This window comes from Dorea sp. AGR2135 (assembly GCF_000420885.1).
Classification (GTDB): domain Bacteria; phylum Bacillota; class Clostridia; order Lachnospirales; family Lachnospiraceae; genus Dorea; species Dorea formicigenerans.
Genome location: NZ_ATVU01000003.1, coordinates 101,727 through 118,406, shown reverse-complemented (window position 1 = coordinate 118,406; position 16,680 = coordinate 101,727). Strand labels below are relative to the sequence as shown.

Genomic DNA, 16,680 nt, shown 5'->3' with positions numbered 1-16,680 from the left:
AGATGAAAAAAGGATGGAAAATATTCTGGCTGACCTGTGGTATTACGTTGGTAGTCGGTATTGCACTTTTGGGCATTGGACTGGGAATGGGCGCAACGATGGAAATAGTGAAAGAACGTGCTCCAATAAAAGAGACTTATAGTCCGAATATTCAGGAAAGCTATCAGGGCATCCGAGAATTGGATCTTGACATAGCAACAGGCGAGATAAAAATATTAAAAGCACCAAAAGAACAGCAGGAGATTACTGTAGAAACACAAAAAATATCCAAAAGTCTTAAGTTTAAGTGTTATGAAGAAGAGGGAGTATTAAATATTACAACAAATAAAAAAGTCTGGAACTGGATTTACGCGCGAAATCATGCACAAGATGCAAAAATATATATTTATATTCCAGAAGGCTATAAGCTGGAAGAAGTAGATATGAATCTGAGTGCAGGCAGCATTTATATAGAAGATATCCATACAGAAGATTTAGATATAGATGTAGATGCCGGTGAGGTTCAAGTGGATTCTTTCCTGACAAATGATCTGACAATGAATTGTGATATGGGGCTGATCGAAGCGCTCGGAAAGACGCTGGGAGATGCAGATCTTGAAAGTGGCGTCGGAGAGATTAACTTTACTGCCATCGGTAATGAGACAGATTATAATTATGATCTGAATTGCGACATAGGAAGTATTGTGTGTGGCGAAAGAGAATTTACAGAGATTGGAAGTGAATATCAGATTGAAAATCAGTCCGATAAGACCATGTCAATCGAATGTGGAATTGGGAAGGTAAATGTTCAATTTCAGGCAGAACAATCATAGGAAATGTAAAAAAATAAGCCGAAGGTAAATGTTTTGGCGAATAAGAAATACAGATGTGTTAACAATACTGGTGTAGAAAAATATGCTTCGGTCATAGGAAGGAAAGGAGTTTGCCATGGCAAAAAAGAAGGATACACCAGTTCGTCTGGATCAGCTTACAGAAGAAGAGAAGATGAAATATGAGATAGCCGATGAGTTAGGACTTTTAGATAGGGTTATGAAAGACGGTTGGAAATCGTTGTCATCAAAAGAAACCGGGAGAATTGGTGGAATACTTGCCAGAAAAAGGAAAAATCGAAGTAAGAAGTAACAAAAATATTACAAAAAATATTACGAATATTAACAAATGTGAACATTTTACAAGAAACCTTGAAAAACAAAGAATCGTTTGCTATAATCGAACAGCTACAAGATGTTGACAAATATGAGTGAGATTATGAGCAAAAAGATAAGTGTTTTAGATATATCCATTGATAATTTTACAGCAAAAGAAGCTATGCAGGAAGCGCTTGCTTATATGGAATCGGATCTGGTGAGTGTAATCGAACTTGTGACGATAGAAAGTCTTATGGAACTGGGAACAGAGGCTGAGCTAAAAGAAGAGATCGAGAATTTCGATCTTATACTGGCTGGTAACAAGACAATTCTGGAAGCAGCAGAGATTACAGATCACAAGTGTTTGCGAGAGACGCAAGATAAGACATTTTTAAAGATGTTTTTAAGATATCTGGCAAGAAAGCATAAGCGGGTATATCTTTTGGTGGAATCGGAAGAAGAAGGACAGAAGATGTTCGGACATTTTGAAGAGTATTACAGAGGGACCCAGATTGTAGGTATGGCGAAGGTATCTGCAAAGAATCGGGCAGATGATATGCTGATCAATGCGATTAATGGCGAGGAAGTAGATTGTGTCTTGTCGGCACTTTCTTCACCGCTGCAGGAAGAACTGATTTCCAAGAATCGTAATGTAATGAATGCAAGAGTATGGCTTGGACTTGGAAAAGATGGAATTCCAGTGGCGGCGAAAGGTATTGGTGGGGGCAGAATCGGTCAGTTTTTTATGAAACAGATTTTTAAGAAGGAAATTGAAAAGAGTAAAAAAAGAGGAAACTAACAAAAAAACTGTAGTTTTCTCTTTATTTTTTTGTTAAAATATATTAATATAGAATTTGAGAATATGCTCTTTTACTAAAAAGCGGGGTACTTTGTTGTGAAAAATGCATATTGATATGAGTGGAGGAGATGGATATGATATCTAATCAGATACTTCAAAACACAATTGAAGGATTGAAAGGAATTACAAGAATTGACTTCTGTGTGATGGACACAGATGGAAAACCGCTTGCAAGTACGATGACAGAACAGGAGAATTATGAAGAAGAAGTGCTGGCCTTTGTGGATTCTCCGGCAGATAGCCAGGTTGTGCGTGGATATCAGTTTTTTAAGATCTTTGAAGAACATCAGTTGGAATATGTGCTGTTGGCGAATGGTGGCAGTGATGATGTGTACATGGTTGGAAAGATTGCAGCATTTCAGATCCAGAATCTGTTAGTTGCATATAAGGAGCGTTTTGACAAGGATAATTTCATTAAGAATCTGCTTTTGGATAACCTGCTTCTTGTAGATATTTACAATCGTGCCAAAAAATTACATATTGACACAGAAGTGCGTCGTGTTGTATTTATAATTGAGACGGATCATGAGAAGGACAGCAATGCTCTTGATAACGTACGTAATCTTCTGGGAAACAAATCAAAAGATTTTGTGACAGCAGTAGATGAGAAGAATATTATCATTGTGAAGGAACTTGAGCTTGAAGACGGGCACAAGGAACTTGAAAAGATGGCGAATGGTTATCTGACACTGTTGAAAGATAATGGGGAAGAAGACGCCCTGATTGCATATGGTACCGTCGTACATGATATCAAAGAAGTATCTAAGTCTTATAAAGAGGCGAAACTGGCGCTTGATGTAGGTAAGATATTCTTCAGTGAGAGAAATGTTATTGCTTACAGTGCGCTTGGAATCGGAAGATTGATTTATCAGTTGCCGATTCCACTCTGTAAGATGTTCATCCGTGAGATTTTTGAGGGGAAATCGCCAGATGACTTCGACGAAGAGACATTAGCAACTATTAATAAGTTCTTTGAGAACAACCTGAATGTATCAGAAACATCCAGACAACTGTATATTCATCGTAATACGCTTGTATACAGACTGGATAAACTTCAGAAGAGCACAGGACTTGATCTTCGTGTGTTTGAGGATGCCATTACTTTTAAAATCGCTCTTATGGTAGTGAAATATATGAAGTATATGGAATCGATGGAGTATTAAATAATTAGGAGGAAACTATGATCGAATTAAAGGACGTAACCAAAGAGTACTCGAAGGGAATCTCTGCGCTAAATGGCATCAACCTTAAGATCGAGCAGGGCGAATTCGTATTTATCGTAGGTGACAGTGGATCAGGTAAGTCAACACTTATCAAATTGATCATGAAGGAGCTGGAGCCTACATCAGGTACTATTATTGTGAACGGACATAATCTGGGTCGCATGCGCCATAGAAAAGTCCCGATGTACCGAAGAAATATTGGAGTAGTGTTCCAGGATTTCAGACTTTTAAAGGATCGTAATATCTATGAGAATATTGCTTTTGCACAGAGAGTTACAGAGACCTCTGCAAGAGTGATCAAGAAAAAAGTACCGGCAGCATTGTCACTGGTGGGACTTGCACAGAAGTACAAAGCATTTCCAAAGGAGTTATCCGGTGGAGAGCAGCAAAGAGTAGCGATTGCAAGAGCAATCGTGAATGAACCGGCGATTCTTCTCGCTGACGAGCCTACAGGAAATCTGGATCCGACAAATTCATGGGAGATCATGAAGCTTTTGGAGGAGGCGAATGACAGAGGAACTACCGTTTTGGTCGTAACTCATAATCAGGAAATTGTAAACGAGATGAAGAAGCGAGTTGTTACGATGAAAAAGGGAGTCATTGTAAGCGACGAGAAAAAAGGTGGGTATAATAATGAAAATTAGTACTTTTGGATATTCTATGAAGCAGGGTGTCAAGAACATAGGGAGAAATAAGATGTTTTCCATTGCATCTATTGCGACTATGTCAGCTTGTATTTTCCTGTTTGGCCTGTTTTATTCTATTGTTATGAATTTTAATTATATCGTACAGAAGGCAGAAGAGGGAGTTGCCATTACGGTATTTTTTGATCAAGAAGCAACACAGGAACAAAAAGATAACATTGGAGCTCAGCTTAAGAATGAAGACGGAGTATTAAGCGTCACTTATGTGAGTCCTGATGAAGCATGGGCAAAGTTCCAGAAGCAATATTTCCAGGGATCAGAAGAAGCAGCAGAAGGATTTAAAGATGATAATCCGCTTGCAAATTCTGATAACTATGAAGTATATATGTCTGATGTTTCCAAACAGAAAGATGTAGTAAGTTTTGCAGAAAGCCTGGATGGAGTCCGTAAAGTCAATAAATCAGATGTCGTTGCGAAGACGCTGACCAGTGTAAATAAACTGGTAGGTTATGTATCAGTTGCCATTATTGGAATTCTGTTAGCGGTATCAATTTTCCTGATCAGTAATACAGTTACCATGGGTATTACTGTCAGAAGAGAAGAGATAGCTATTATGAAATATATCGGAGCGAAGGATGGATTTGTCCGAGCACCGTTCGTGTTTGAAGGATTGCTCATCGGAGCAATCGGAGCTGTGATTCCACTTGGAATTCTGTACTTAGTATATGAGAAGGCAATTCACTATATTCTTGAGAAGTTCCATCTTCTTCAGAATATCATTAATTTCCTTCCGGTCACACAAGTATATAGAACACTTTTACCAGTAGGAATTCTTTTGGGAGTGGGAATCGGTTTTGTAGGAAGTTTCTTTACAATCAGAAAACATCTGAAAGTATAATAACATACGTACTGAATTGATAAGGGGGTACATATGATAAAGGGGAAGAAAATTATCAGTGCTTTACTGATCGGTACATTATGCCTGGGGATGTCGACACAAGTAGGAGCTGCCGAGATTGATGACACGAAGCAAAAGGCTGAAGAACTTCAAAAACAGAAGGAAGCGGCAGAATCGGAACAGAAGTCACTGGAAACGCAGCTTATGGCAATTGTTTCGGAGATGGAAGATACGAAAAATCAGATTTCTCAGAAGGAAGAAGAGCTGGGGCAGAAAGAAGAGGAGCTTTTTGAGGCTCAGGCTCAGGAAAATGATCAATATGAGAGTATGAAAAAGCGTATCAAATATATGTATGAGAATGGAAATACTAAATTTGTTGATATTTTATGTCAGTCAAAAGATATTAGCGAATTTTTAAATAATGCAGAATATATTTCCACTATATCATCATATGACAGAGAACAATTGGTGGCATATCAGCAGATTCGCAAGAAAGTTCAGGAACAGCAGGCTGCACTGGAAGAGGAGTATGCAAAACTAGAAGACTTGCAGAATGATCTGATTGCAAAGCAAACGAATGTCGAGAGCTTGAAAGCAAGCAAGGAAAGCGAGATTTCAAGTATCAGCGGAGAGCTGGAGCAGACGAATCAAAAGCTTGCAGAACTGCAGGCGGCCGCAGAAGAGGCGGCAAGAAAACAGAAAGAAAAAGAAGCCGCAGCTGCAGCAGCAAAGAAGAACAATAATAGTGGAAGTGCGGGAGGAGCTGTAGTCAGCGGAAATGGAATGTTTACGCATCCTTGTCCGGGATATAGTCGTATTTCCAGCACATTTGGATATCGTAATGCGCCACTTGCCGGGGCCAGTACAAATCACAAAGGAGTTGATTTTGCAGCATCAACTGGAACACCGATTTATGCGGCAGCAGCCGGAACTGTAACTTCAGCAGGTTACAGTGGTAAGGCTGGAAATTTGATTATTATTAACCATGGAAATGGACTTCTGACTTATTATATGCACTGCAATACAATTTTTGTATCAGCAGGACAGAAGGTCAGTAAAGGACAGAATATCGGGCAAGTAGGAACAACAGGAAACTCTACGGGACCGCATCTGCATTTTCAGGTGATGAACAATGGAACACCGGTAAATCCGATGAATTACTTGTAGAAAAATAAGCCTCTGGCAGGATTGCAGAGGCATTCTTGAATCAAATTGAATTTAAGACAGACGGGACTAAAAATATGAAAAATAAAAAAGGATTTTTACAGGGGGCGCTTTGTGGCGCCCTTGCCATGTTATTGGCAGCAGGACTGGTATCATGTGGATTAAAAGCAAAAGACAGCAACAGTGGAGAGAAAGATACAACAGAAGCAATCAGTTCAGAGACCGATAAAAAGCTGGAAAAACTGGAATCTTTGATTAACCAGTATTATCTGAAAGATGTAGATCAAGATGAACTTCAGCAGGGAATTTACGAAGGATACATTGCCGGATTGAATGATCCGTATTCTGTATATTATGATGAAGAAGCTACGAAGAGTTTTCAGGAATCTACAGATGGAGAATATGACGGTATTGGTGCGGTGATGTCGCAGAATAAGGAGACTGGAATCATTACCATCAGCCAGGTATATGAAGGTTCACCTGCAGAACAGGCTGGAATGAAGGATAATGATATTCTCTATAAAGTAGAAGATGAGGAAGTGACAGGAAAAGATCTGACAGAAGTCGTCAGTAAGATTAAAGGAGAAAAGGGAACGGATGTTAATTTGACAGTTCTTAGAGGTGATGACAGAGAAGAGGTTACAGTAACGGCAACCCGTGATACGATTGAGTATCCCACAGTAAGCTCTAAGATGCTGGATAATGGAATTGGGTATCTTAGAATTACAGAATTTGATTCCGTGACATACGACCAATATAAGAATGCCTATAATGACCTGAAAAGCCAGGGAATGAAAGGAATGGTCGTAGATTTGAGAAGTAATCCAGGCGGAAGTCTGAGTATTGTGTGTAAAATATTAGATGAGATTCTTCCAGAAGGAAAGATTGTATATACTCAAGACAAAAGCGGAAAAGAAGAAGACTTTACATCAGATGAAGAGCATCAAATCGATATTCCAATGACTGTTCTTGTAAATCAATATAGCGCCAGTGCTTCTGAGATTTTTGCAGGTGCGATTCAGGATTATGATCTGGGTGCAATTGTGGGAACGCAAACTTATGGAAAAGGTGTTGTACAGCAGATCTTTGATTTGAAAGACGGAACTTGTGTGAAACTTACAATTGCCAAATACTTTACGGCAAAAGGTCAGGACATTGATGGAAAAGGAATTACACCGGATGTAGCAATTGATTATCAGGCAGATGAAAACAATCCGGAAGCAGATAATCAGTTGAATAAAGCAATTGAAACCCTACAGGGAGAGATGCAGTAAGCAGTTCAATTGGGAACATCGTTAATCGCAGATGGGGACGTAGCAAATTTTTAAAATGCTATGTCCCCAATTAAGTTAAAACTGTGAAAATTTTGATCCCATCCACGGCCGGATTCCGGCAATCATTTCTTCGTCAGGCTCAATCAGAATATGATACATCTGCTGATTTAGAAAAATAATGATGGAATAAATTGCCGCATTTCCCTCTCCGGAAGTATAATCGCAGGTTTTTACTGGCTTAAAAGAAGCAAGCTTACTGGATCCTTTTGGGGCAATCATCTCAGCTTCTTTGATATCAAAAGAGCAGAGTTCTTTTCTTTTTGACTTGCTGTAAATTGCGGTGATATCCAGTTCATGGTTGACCAGTGAATACTCATACTCAACACTAAGATTTGGAAAAATGTAAAAATAAGCAGTGACACCAAGTACTACAGCGATGATAATAGACAGAAATCCTAGAAACAGAGCACCGATCGTTAAAAATAAAATTATGAAAACTACAACGATGATGCGAATAACTAACGGATTTCCTTTTTGCTTTTTTGTTATAAGTTGTTCATGAAAATTATCATTCATGTGAAACATTCCTTTCTGATTGTAAGTAATTCAGTATCATGATCGCAATTTTAAAGGTCATAGCGTCCTCGAACTGACGAAGGTCAAGACCTGTTCTTTTTTCGACTTGTTCCAGTCGGTAAATAAGTGTATTGCGATGCATATGAAGCTGTCGTGCAGTTTCTGCAATGTTCAGGTTGTTCTGGAAGAATTTGTCGATGGCAGCTAAAGTGTCCTTATCTAAATGTTCGGAAGTTATATCACCGAATATCTCAAAAAGAAAATCTTCGCAAAGTTTTTCAGGCAACTCGTGAATCAATCGTCCAATCCCTAACTTGTTAAAAGGAAATACAGATTGTTCTGAATAAAAAAGTTTACCAACTCTCAATGCAAGCGCAGTCTGTTTATAAGCAGAAGGCAGGGCGTGCAGATCGGGAATAAGATCGCTGTAGGCAATCTGTACATGAGTCAGCGCTTCCATACTCAGAGTATCGATCATGGTATGTGCCAGATCGTGAATATCTTCGGATGTGCAGCCATCTTTTACCGGATAAAGCATTGCAAGTTGAAATTCATTTACAGGAACGAGATATATTTTTTCTTGAAATGGAAACAACTGTTTCAATACCTCTGTAACTGTTTCGTCCATTTTTTTTGGGGATTCGAGCAAAAAAAGATAACGAGGTTTTACAACACGAATATGTAATCTGGCGGCACGTTCACTAATCTCGCAATCCTGTGCAGTACCTGTCATGAGATTTAACAAAAAATAATTCTTGTTATACTTCTCTTTATAAGCAGCGCAAAGAGAACGGATCTGCCGGATTGATTCGTTTATCTTCTCTTTGGAAGCTTCCGGTTGTATGTGAATATCCAAAGCGATGCCGGTTGCCCGTGTAAGTTCTTCTAATGCTTTGGAAAGTTCCTGAGATTGCTCCATAAAAATAACCCTCTTTTGCATAAATTAGAAAGAGCTGCACCTTCGTACAGCTCTTTCATTGTATCTTCCATAACAGTAGAACCGTTATTGTTATTTTATACGATTAGTTTGAAATCGTCAACTCTGTCTCTTTGTCGAAGATATGGATCTTGCTCATGTCAAATGTGAAGGAAGCTTTATCTCCGCTTCTGAGCTCTGTACCGGAACCAACTCTTGCAGTTACCTGAGTTCCTGCAACATCGAAGTATAAGAATACTTCAGCTCCAAGAAGCTCATATACGTTAATTGTAGAGTGAACAGTACCTGCATTCTCACCTGTAAATGTAGATGCAACATGTACATCCTCCGGACGGATTCCGAGGATAACTGTCTTTCCGTCATATCCTTTATCGATGAGAGCCTGTTTTTTATCAGCTGGCACTGGAAGCTCATGTTCACCAACAGAAAGTGTAACATCAGATCCATTAACCTTAACTTCAGCATCTAAGAAGTTCATCTGAGGTGATCCGATGAATCCAGCTACGAACAGGTTGCATGGTTTTGTATAGAGGTTCTGAGGTGTATCTACCTGCTGAACAACTCCATCTTTCATAACAACAATTCTTGTACCAAGAGTCATAGCCTCTGTCTGGTCATGTGTTACATAGATAATTGTAGCACCTAAATTCTCATGCAGTTTTGCAATCTCAATACGCATCTGAACACGAAGTTTTGCATCCAGGTTTGAAAGAGGCTCGTCCATAAGGAATACCTTTGGTTTACGAACGATTGCACGTCCCATAGCAACACGCTGTCTCTGTCCACCGGAAAGAGCTTTTGGCTTACGGTCAAGAAGTTTCTCAAGGTCGAGGATTCTTGCTGCCTCGCGAACTTTTTTGTCGATTTCGTCTTTTGGTACTTTACGAAGTTTCAGTCCGAATGCCATGTTGTCATATACTGTCATATGTGGATAAAGAGCGTAGTTCTGGAATACCATAGCGATATCTCTGTCTTTTGGCTCTACATTATTCATTACTTTTCCATCAATCTTCAGTGTACCGCCGGAAATATCCTCAAGACCTGCGATCATACGAAGTGTTGTTGATTTTCCACATCCGGAAGGTCCAACGAAGATGATGAACTCTTTGTCAGCGATTTCAAGATTGAAGTCTTTAACTGCCTGGAATCCATTAGAATATACTTTCTGGATTCCCTCTAATGATAAACTTGCCATTTTGTGTAATCCTCCTTAAAGAAAATAAATAGTTCTCTTGTAATCTGATATCAGTATAGAACAAATGGGAGGGAGGTACAATGTAAGCAGTGACTAAAAAATTGGTGAAATGATGTACATTTTGACTAGTTGAATCTAATATCTTATTAAATATTGTCAGAACCGTACTACATATCTCCCAGCATTCATCTGTTCTCCATACTCTGAGCATTCTAATGAGCCATTTAAAGCAAACATCATGTTCGCATGAGTGTTCCATGATGTTTATGTCTCATTTTCATAGAGTATAAGTCAAATAGATGAAAGACTGGGAGATTTTATATGCGGAAGGATTTGATATTTTGTTTTATGATAAAATATTAGATTAACTGTTTAAAATGCAAAGAGGGATTGATTTCTTGTCAAGTGAGCTACTAGTGTGGTAAAATAAATTAAATATGTAATTTCTAACAAAAGTAATAAAGATAGAAGCAGGAGGATGAGATTGTGATTAATCAGTTAATTGCGAATATTAAGAAGACGGGCGCGCCGATCGTGGTTGGTCTGGATCCAATGTTAAAATATATTCCGGAGCATATCCAGAAGAAGGCGTTTGCTGAGTTTGGTGAGACACTTGAGGGAGCTGCAGAGGCTATATGGCAGTTCAATAAGGAAATTGTGGACAAGACTTATGATCTGATTCCAGCTGTGAAACCTCAGATCGCTATGTATGAGCAGTTCGGTATTCCGGGACTTGTTGCATTTAAGAAAACAGTAGATTACTGTAAATCAAAAGGATTGGTTGTAATCGGAGATATCAAACGTGGAGATATCGGATCAACCTCTTCTGCTTATGCGGTTGGACATATTGGTAAAGTGCAGGTAGGAAGCAAGACTTACGCACCATTTGATGAGGACTTTGTGACAGTCAATCCATATCTTGGATCTGACGGTGTGAATCCGTTTATAGATGTATGCAAAGAGGAAAAGAAAGGTCTTTTTATCCTTGTTAAGACTTCTAACCCGTCAAGTGGAGAGTTCCAGGATCAGATGATCGATGGACGTCCGCTCTATGAGCTGGTCGGTGAAAAAGTTGCACAGTGGGGAGAAGACTGCATGGGTGACGAGTACAGCTACATTGGAGCAGTTGTCGGAGCTACTTATCCGGAGATGGGAAAAGTACTTCGTAAAGTGATGCCGAAATCTTACATCCTTGTGCCGGGATATGGTGCGCAGGGAGGAAAAGGAAAAGACCTGGTACATTTCTTTAATGAAGATGGACTTGGAGCAATCGTAAACTCTTCTCGTGGAATCATTGCGGCATACAAGCAGGAAAAATACGCAAACTATGGTGAAGAAGCATTTGCAGATGCATCCAGAGCAGCAGTAGAGGACATGGTTGCTGATATTAGAGGCGCATTGGAGGCAAGATAAGATGGCGGATAAGAAAAAAGAACAGGCAATGGTTGTTTCTCAGGAGCAGATCGCTGATGGGATTTTCAGTATGTGGATTCATACAGAGGCAGCGCAGAGCGCCAGACCTGGACAGTTTATTTCTATGTATACAAAGGATGCAACAAAGTTATTGCCTCGTCCGATCAGTATCTGTGAGATTAACAAAGAAGACAGTCGCCTTCGTGTTGTATACAGAGTGACTGGAGAGAATACAGGAACAGAAGAATTTTCAAAGTTAAAAACAGGAGATGCAATCCCGATCATCGGACCTCTTGGAAATGGATTCCCGTTTGAAGCGGCTGAAGGAAAGAAAGTATTTCTTATGGGTGGAGGAATTGGTGTACCACCGATTCTGGAACTTGCAAAACAGATGAAATGCGACAAAAAACAGATTGTCGCAGGCTATCGTGACGCACAGACATTTTTAAAGGAAGAGTTCGAGCAGAACGGTGAGTTATACATTTCCACAGAGAATGGAAGTGTCGGAACAACGGGAAATGTTATGGACGCAATCCGTGAAAATGGATTGGAAGCGGATATGATCTATGCCTGTGGACCGACTCCTATGCTTCGTGCGATCAAGCAGTATGCCGAGGAACATAAGATTGTATGCTATATATCTCTGGAAGAGCGTATGGCATGTGGAATTGGTGCCTGTCTTGGCTGTGTGTGCAAGACAAAAGAGAAAGATGCCCACAGCAATGTGTGCAACAAGCGAATCTGTAAAGATGGTCCGGTATTCCTTGCTACGGAGGTGGAAATATAATGAATATGAATGTAAACATCGCCGGAGTAGAATGGAAGAACCCGGTTACAGTAGCATCTGGAACATTTGGTTCCGGAGAAGAATTTTCTGAATTTGTGGATCTGAATAAACTGGGAGCTATCACGACAAAAGGTGTAGCTGATGTGCCATGGGCTGGTAATCCGACCCCGCGTGTGGCAGAAGTTTACGGCGGTATGATGAATGCAATCGGACTTCAGAATCCTGGAATTGATCTGTTCTGCGAAAGAGATATTCCTTATCTTCAGAAGTATGACACGAAGATTATTGTAAATGTATGCGGTCATGCACCGGAAGAATATTTCAGAGTTGTAGAACGTCTGGCAGATGAGCCGATTGACATGATGGAAATCAATATTTCATGTCCAAATGTTAACGCCGGATTTCTGGCATTTGGGCAGGATGCAAAGAATGTAGAGAAGCTTACCGCAGATATTAAGAAAATCGCAAAACAGCCGATCATTATGAAGCTGACACCGAACGTAACAGATATTACTGAGATAGCAAAAGCTGCAGAAGCGGGTGGAGCAGATGCAATTTCTTTAATTAATACATTGACAGGTATGAAGATTGACATCAACCGCAAGACATTTGCGCTGGCAAATAAGACAGGAGGAGTGTCAGGTCCAATCGTGAAACCGGTAGCTGTGCGCATGGTATATCAGGCAGCACATGCAGTCAATATTCCAATCATCGGAATGGGCGGAATCGCAAGTGCAGAAGATGCAATTGAGTTTATTTTAGCAGGAGCGAGCGCAGTATCTGTCGGAACAGCAAACTTCCATAATCCTGCAGTGACTATGGAAGTCATTGACGGAATCGAAGCTTATATGAAGAAAAACGGCTTTGAGAACGTGGCTGATATGGTTGGCATTGTGGAGTAGTTTGAAGTCGGACACAAGCGAGATTTGTGGATGATGTTAATTACATCAGATATCAAATGATGGGATATAAAATATAAAAAATGGTACAGTCCTTCCAAGCATTACATTTCTGGAAAGTTGAAGGTTTGTACCATTTTTGTTTTCAAAGAGTTTAATCAATATCCTGATTGGTATCTTGACCATTATCTAAAATGGTCAGGACGGTTCTTTTTTGAATTTGTCACGGATATGCATGCCTTTATTCCTCAAACCGGCATAATGCTTTCTGCTGTGCCCCGTAAATAGAACGATTTCCGTTGACCAGATAGGCAATGATGCATACCAGCACCAAAGGAATGATGTTCTGACTGCCGAAGACCTCAAGGCCAATCAGAATCGGGGCAAACAGGGTATTGGTTGCACTTCCGAAAACTGCGGCATACCCCAGGGCGGCACAGATTACAGGTGGAATACCAAGAAGTGATCCGAGGATAATTCCGAGGGAAGCACCGATGGAAAATAAAGGTGTGACTTCACCGCCCTGGAAACCAATTGCCAGTGTGAAAATCGTAAAAAGTAATTTTAAAATCCAGTCATATCCGTAGATCGTTTCTCCGGCAAATGAAGCGGAGATCAGATTGGTTCCCAGTCCGGTATAGCGTCCGCTGTGGATTGCAAAAAGGAGGATTGCAAGCGGAACTGCCAGGGTAGCGATTCGGATAAAGGGATTGGAAATCTTTTCGCCGAACAATTTCTTGGCTTTCTGTAAAAGAGCAGAAAAGAATCTTCCTGTAAGACCGAAAACTACTCCAAGAATAATCAAGATTAAAACATCTCTGCTGCCGGAAATGTTCCAGTTTTCCGTAATATTTACTGCAAATTTTTCAAGCCCAAGCATATGTGAGGTCATAGAGGCAGTATATGCTGCAATCAGAGCCGGGAGAAGTGCGTCATACTCCATATATCCGGCAACAATCACTTCCATAGCAAAAAATACAGCCGCCAGCGGGGTCTGGAATAAGCCGCCGAATCCTGCTGCCATACCGGTGATGAGCATGACCGGTGTTTTTTCTTTTATATGAAGTCTGCGCCCTGCTTCATGTGAAATCGTAGCACCAATCTGTACGGCAACACCTTCGCGACCGGCACTGCCGCCAAAAAGATGTGTGATCCATGTGCAGATCATAACTAATGGAACAAGCGCCAGTGGAATTTCTTCTCTTTTTTTCTGCCCTGTTTCAAAAATCAGTGACATGCCTTTCAGGCTCAGACTGCTGAAATGCTGATATAACCAGATGATCAGAAGTCCCGTCAGTGGAAGAAATGGAAGCAGGAATTGATAATGGGTGGTGCGAAAGACAGAAATTGCTAACAGTCCCCGGCCAAATACAGTATCTACAATTCCTACGCATATACCTACAATTAATGCGAGAAATGCATATTTAATCTGTAAAATCAAATGTTCTTGTTTTTCCTTTGTCATTGTAAACTCCTTTTTTAATAAGAATAAAGAATGTGCCTTGGCACATTCTAGCGCCTGCGGTGGTTACTTGCAACATCATCATTGTACGCCGCAGTGCACATCTTGCCGGAGGCTTTTATATAATTAGGAAATGAAATTTCCTAATTATATAAAAAAAGCTGGTAACTCTGTGTAAATCACAGAAGTCATCAGCCATTTGGCGGTTTCAATCGTAATTGAGGGGGAACCTCATTCCCTGTCTGAGAGTATAGCATTTAGAAAAGTAAGTTGTCAATGTGAGTTTCAGTTACAAATTGAAAACTCAAATAAATCTAAAATGAATTTTTAAGTTTATAGTGAGATTGAAAAAGTATTAGTGTACATGATATAATGCAAATTATTGACACGAGCGGTAGGTATTGTTGGGAAAATAAAAAGTGGAGCCCACGCACGGAACTCCACCGGCCACGCGCCTCGCAAGCTACGTAGCACAACCACTATAGATACTATACCATTGATATCCTGTGATGTCAAACAGTATTTTTTTCTAGTGGTATTAATAGTTTATGCGTTTCTGTGTGTAATATTCTTACTTTGTTTAATTCTTGCATTCAGTTGTAATTTGTATTAAAAAAATATAATATTTAAAATTAATATAATCATCATAACATAAAACAAACATATATTCTATAATTTTTTGCTGCTTTTTGAAAAACAAAGGAGTGTTATTGAATGCCAGTAGAATCTGCGAAGATGTTTCTAGTAGGAAACGGAGAGAGGTTGGTAATGCGAATATGTTGTTATGTGAGTTCATCAATGTGAGTTTCAGTTACAAATTGAAAATGTTTTGGTGTTATGGTAAGATAAAGAGAAGTAAAGGACAACTGCCGGTTGCAGTACATATGTAATAATATAAAGCAGTTTTCTGAAAAAGAACGTATCAGGTATATGCACCTGTAGAATATGGAGGAAGAATAACAATGGAAGCTTACAAACAGGAATTTATTGAATTTCTGATAATGCCTTTCCATAAGTTGATGTAACTTCTTAAATCCTTGTATTTACTGGTATTCTGCAAGATTTTGAAAAACAGTAAAGTGATGTATTATATCATAAAATGGTATAGTTTGATACGAAAATGGTGTACTAAATGGTGTAGTAAATCGGAGAGAATTATTAAATTTAATAAATGAGAATGAGCGGAAGAGTTTAGGTATTGATAATCTTCCGCTTATTTATTGATGTATGTTATGATGTTGCAAAGTAATTATGGAAATTAAAAAGAATATAAAGGGAATTAGAGAAAGAGGTTAAATATGCTTTTCTATTCGTTATCGACTATAAATAGGTGAAAAACCTTGAATTTTCACCTGTCAAAGATTATTTGCGCTACTTTTTTTAGGTGTGTAAAGGTAGGTTGCTAGCTTTTTTTTGCTATGGACTTAATAATATAACTCGAAGGAGGTAACAAGATGAATATCGGTGCAAAAATTATCGAAATAAGGAAAAAAAGAAATATGACACAGGAAGATTTTGCAAAAATCTTTCATGTAACAAGACAAACGGTTTCTAATTGGGAAAATCAAAAAAGTTATCCTGATTTACAAACGCTTGTTCAAATTAGCGATGAATTTGATGTTTCGCTAGATACTTTGTTAAAGGAGGATATGGTCATGGTTAAAAAAATTGACAACTTTAAAGTTTACAAAAAGGCATTTATAGGTTTGACAGCAGGTGTTTTAACTGTTGGGATTTTGGGGTGTGCATATATCGGTATCTGTAAAGTTCAACACAATAATATGTATAAAAGTGTTGAGCGTGCTGGTTTCACTAAAGAATTAAATGAAAATTTCATTGAAAAATATCAAGGAAATTATGCTTTGACAGAAGATGGTGTTGATTATTTGGTAACGCCTAAAACTATTGGAAAATATGAATTAGATACTAATAATTTTTGGCTTACTGCTCGTAAAGGCGATATGGACATTACTATAAACATCGATGAGAATAGAAAAATATTTTTGGCATTATATCCGGGAGAAATTGAAATAGACGAAAAAGGGAATGAAATTGATACATCTAAAAAATTAACAGACGTACAAAAAACACACATGAATAATTTGTTGATAAATAGAAAGGAAGAAATTCTTCCGATTATCAATAGAGCATTGGAATTGTGGGACACTATCAATAAATAAGCGATTTTAATTTATAGTTTTTGTTCATTTACTGTTTAAGCA

At 39.0% G+C, this 16,680-nt stretch carries 16 protein-coding genes and 1 riboswitch; of the genes, 12 read left to right on the top strand and 4 right to left on the bottom strand.

What is annotated here, in order from left to right:
- The first annotated feature begins 2 nt into the window (after positions 1-2).
- The 8 genes from G593_RS0103240 to G593_RS0103205 all read left to right on the top strand — a co-directional run bounded on the left by G593_RS0103240 (position 3) and on the right by G593_RS0103205 (position 7,189).
- Entirely contained in the window at positions 3-812 is an 810-nt protein-coding gene (locus G593_RS0103240) for a DUF4097 family beta strand repeat-containing protein (RefSeq protein WP_005337024.1), read from the top strand.
- A 115-nt stretch (positions 813-927) separates the two neighbouring features.
- Entirely contained in the window at positions 928-1,122 is a 195-nt protein-coding gene (locus G593_RS0103235; protein ID WP_005337026.1) for a small, acid-soluble spore protein, alpha/beta type, read from the top strand.
- A gap of 126 nt (positions 1,123-1,248) precedes the next feature.
- Positions 1,249-1,926 carry a WecB/TagA/CpsF family glycosyltransferase gene (locus G593_RS0103230; RefSeq protein ID WP_005337028.1) on the top strand — a complete coding sequence of 226 codons (678 nt, stop codon included), beginning with the start codon at positions 1,249-1,251 and terminating at the stop codon, positions 1,924-1,926.
- 134 nt (positions 1,927-2,060) lie between these two features.
- On the top strand, positions 2,061-3,149 hold the full coding sequence (locus G593_RS0103225) for a PucR family transcriptional regulator (RefSeq protein WP_005337030.1): 1,089 nt from the start codon (positions 2,061-2,063) through the stop codon (positions 3,147-3,149).
- Between the two features lie 17 nt (positions 3,150-3,166).
- Positions 3,167-3,853, top strand: a complete 687-nt coding sequence (gene ftsE / locus G593_RS0103220; protein ID WP_005337032.1) for a cell division ATP-binding protein FtsE — start codon at positions 3,167-3,169, stop codon at positions 3,851-3,853.
- A complete protein-coding gene (gene ftsX, locus G593_RS0103215) occupies positions 3,843-4,751 on the top strand; it encodes a permease-like cell division protein FtsX (protein ID WP_005337034.1) in 909 nt (302 codons plus the stop codon). The genes ftsE and ftsX overlap by 11 nt, the downstream gene beginning before the upstream one ends.
- A 33-nt stretch (positions 4,752-4,784) precedes the next feature.
- Positions 4,785-5,918 carry a murein hydrolase activator EnvC family protein gene (locus G593_RS0103210; RefSeq protein WP_005337036.1) on the top strand — a complete coding sequence of 378 codons (1,134 nt, stop codon included), beginning with the start codon at positions 4,785-4,787 and terminating at the stop codon, positions 5,916-5,918.
- A gap of 74 nt (positions 5,919-5,992) precedes the next feature.
- Entirely contained in the window at positions 5,993-7,189 is a 1,197-nt protein-coding gene (locus G593_RS0103205) for a S41 family peptidase (protein WP_029730731.1), read from the top strand.
- 75 nt (positions 7,190-7,264) lie between these two features.
- Here the strand turns inward: G593_RS0103205 and G593_RS0103200 are convergent, their stop codons facing one another.
- The 3 genes from G593_RS0103200 to G593_RS0103190 form a co-directional block, all read right to left on the bottom strand.
- Complete coding sequence (locus tag G593_RS0103200) at positions 7,265-7,765, bottom strand: hypothetical protein (RefSeq protein ID WP_029730730.1); 501 nt, start codon at positions 7,763-7,765, stop codon at positions 7,265-7,267.
- Positions 7,758-8,684, bottom strand: coding sequence for a PucR family transcriptional regulator (locus G593_RS0103195; RefSeq protein WP_029730729.1), 927 nt, complete (start codon positions 8,682-8,684; stop codon positions 7,758-7,760). Before G593_RS0103195 ends, G593_RS0103200 begins: the two co-directional genes overlap by 8 nt.
- A gap of 103 nt (positions 8,685-8,787) precedes the next feature.
- Positions 8,788-9,897 (bottom strand): ABC transporter ATP-binding protein, encoded by a 1,110-nt coding sequence (locus G593_RS0103190; protein ID WP_029730728.1) that lies wholly within the window; start codon positions 9,895-9,897, stop codon positions 8,788-8,790.
- Between the two features lie 486 nt (positions 9,898-10,383).
- Between G593_RS0103190 and pyrF the strand changes: the two genes are divergently transcribed.
- Genes pyrF through G593_RS0103175 form a run of 3 tightly spaced genes read left to right on the top strand, consistent with a single transcriptional unit; the run spans position 10,384 to position 12,999 of the window.
- A complete protein-coding gene (gene pyrF / locus G593_RS0103185) occupies positions 10,384-11,310 on the top strand; it encodes an orotidine-5'-phosphate decarboxylase (protein WP_005334472.1) in 927 nt (308 codons plus the stop codon).
- A 1-nt stretch (position 11,311) separates the two neighbouring features.
- Positions 11,312-12,097 carry a dihydroorotate dehydrogenase electron transfer subunit gene (locus G593_RS0103180; RefSeq protein ID WP_005337045.1) on the top strand — a complete coding sequence of 262 codons (786 nt, stop codon included), beginning with the start codon at positions 11,312-11,314 and terminating at the stop codon, positions 12,095-12,097.
- Positions 12,097-12,999, top strand: a complete 903-nt coding sequence (locus G593_RS0103175; protein WP_005334469.1) for a dihydroorotate dehydrogenase — start codon at positions 12,097-12,099, stop codon at positions 12,997-12,999. The genes G593_RS0103180 and G593_RS0103175 overlap by 1 nt, the downstream gene beginning before the upstream one ends.
- Before the next feature lie 238 nt (positions 13,000-13,237).
- Here G593_RS0103175 and G593_RS0103170 read toward each other — a convergent pair whose 3' ends face one another.
- Positions 13,238-14,461, bottom strand: coding sequence for a chloride channel protein (locus tag G593_RS0103170; RefSeq protein WP_029730727.1), 1,224 nt, complete (start codon positions 14,459-14,461; stop codon positions 13,238-13,240).
- A gap of 172 nt (positions 14,462-14,633) precedes the next feature.
- Positions 14,634-14,706, bottom strand: a riboswitch (Fluoride riboswitch).
- A 1,206-nt stretch (positions 14,707-15,912) separates the two neighbouring features.
- Between G593_RS0103170 and G593_RS20680 the strand changes: the two genes are divergently transcribed.
- Positions 15,913-16,638 (top strand): helix-turn-helix domain-containing protein, encoded by a 726-nt coding sequence (locus tag G593_RS20680; RefSeq protein WP_242827025.1) that lies wholly within the window; start codon positions 15,913-15,915, stop codon positions 16,636-16,638.
- The last annotated feature ends 42 nt before the right edge of the window (positions 16,639-16,680 follow it).

Coding starts and splice junctions, on each gene's coding strand:
- G593_RS0103235 (WP_005337026.1), top strand. CDS start 928: ATGGCAAAAAAGAAGGATACACCAGTTCGTCTGGATCAGCTTACAGAA.
- G593_RS0103180 (WP_005337045.1), top strand. CDS start 11,312: ATGGCGGATAAGAAAAAAGAACAGGCAATGGTTGTTTCTCAGGAGCAG.
- G593_RS0103170 (WP_029730727.1), bottom strand. CDS start 14,461: ATGACAAAGGAAAAACAAGAACATTTGATTTTACAGATTAAATATGCA.
- ftsX (WP_005337034.1), top strand. CDS start 3,843: ATGAAAATTAGTACTTTTGGATATTCTATGAAGCAGGGTGTCAAGAAC.
- G593_RS20680 (WP_242827025.1), top strand. CDS start 15,913: ATGAATATCGGTGCAAAAATTATCGAAATAAGGAAAAAAAGAAATATG.
- G593_RS0103200 (WP_029730730.1), bottom strand. CDS start 7,765: ATGAATGATAATTTTCATGAACAACTTATAACAAAAAAGCAAAAAGGA.
- ftsE (WP_005337032.1), top strand. CDS start 3,167: ATGATCGAATTAAAGGACGTAACCAAAGAGTACTCGAAGGGAATCTCT.
- G593_RS0103240 (WP_005337024.1), top strand. CDS start 3: ATGAAAAAAGGATGGAAAATATTCTGGCTGACCTGTGGTATTACGTTG.
- G593_RS0103210 (WP_005337036.1), top strand. CDS start 4,785: ATGATAAAGGGGAAGAAAATTATCAGTGCTTTACTGATCGGTACATTA.
- G593_RS0103205 (WP_029730731.1), top strand. CDS start 5,993: ATGAAAAATAAAAAAGGATTTTTACAGGGGGCGCTTTGTGGCGCCCTT.
- G593_RS0103190 (WP_029730728.1), bottom strand. CDS start 9,897: ATGGCAAGTTTATCATTAGAGGGAATCCAGAAAGTATATTCTAATGGA.
- G593_RS0103195 (WP_029730729.1), bottom strand. CDS start 8,684: ATGGAGCAATCTCAGGAACTTTCCAAAGCATTAGAAGAACTTACACGG.
- G593_RS0103225 (WP_005337030.1), top strand. CDS start 2,061: ATGATATCTAATCAGATACTTCAAAACACAATTGAAGGATTGAAAGGA.
- G593_RS0103230 (WP_005337028.1), top strand. CDS start 1,249: ATGAGCAAAAAGATAAGTGTTTTAGATATATCCATTGATAATTTTACA.
- G593_RS0103175 (WP_005334469.1), top strand. CDS start 12,097: ATGAATATGAATGTAAACATCGCCGGAGTAGAATGGAAGAACCCGGTT.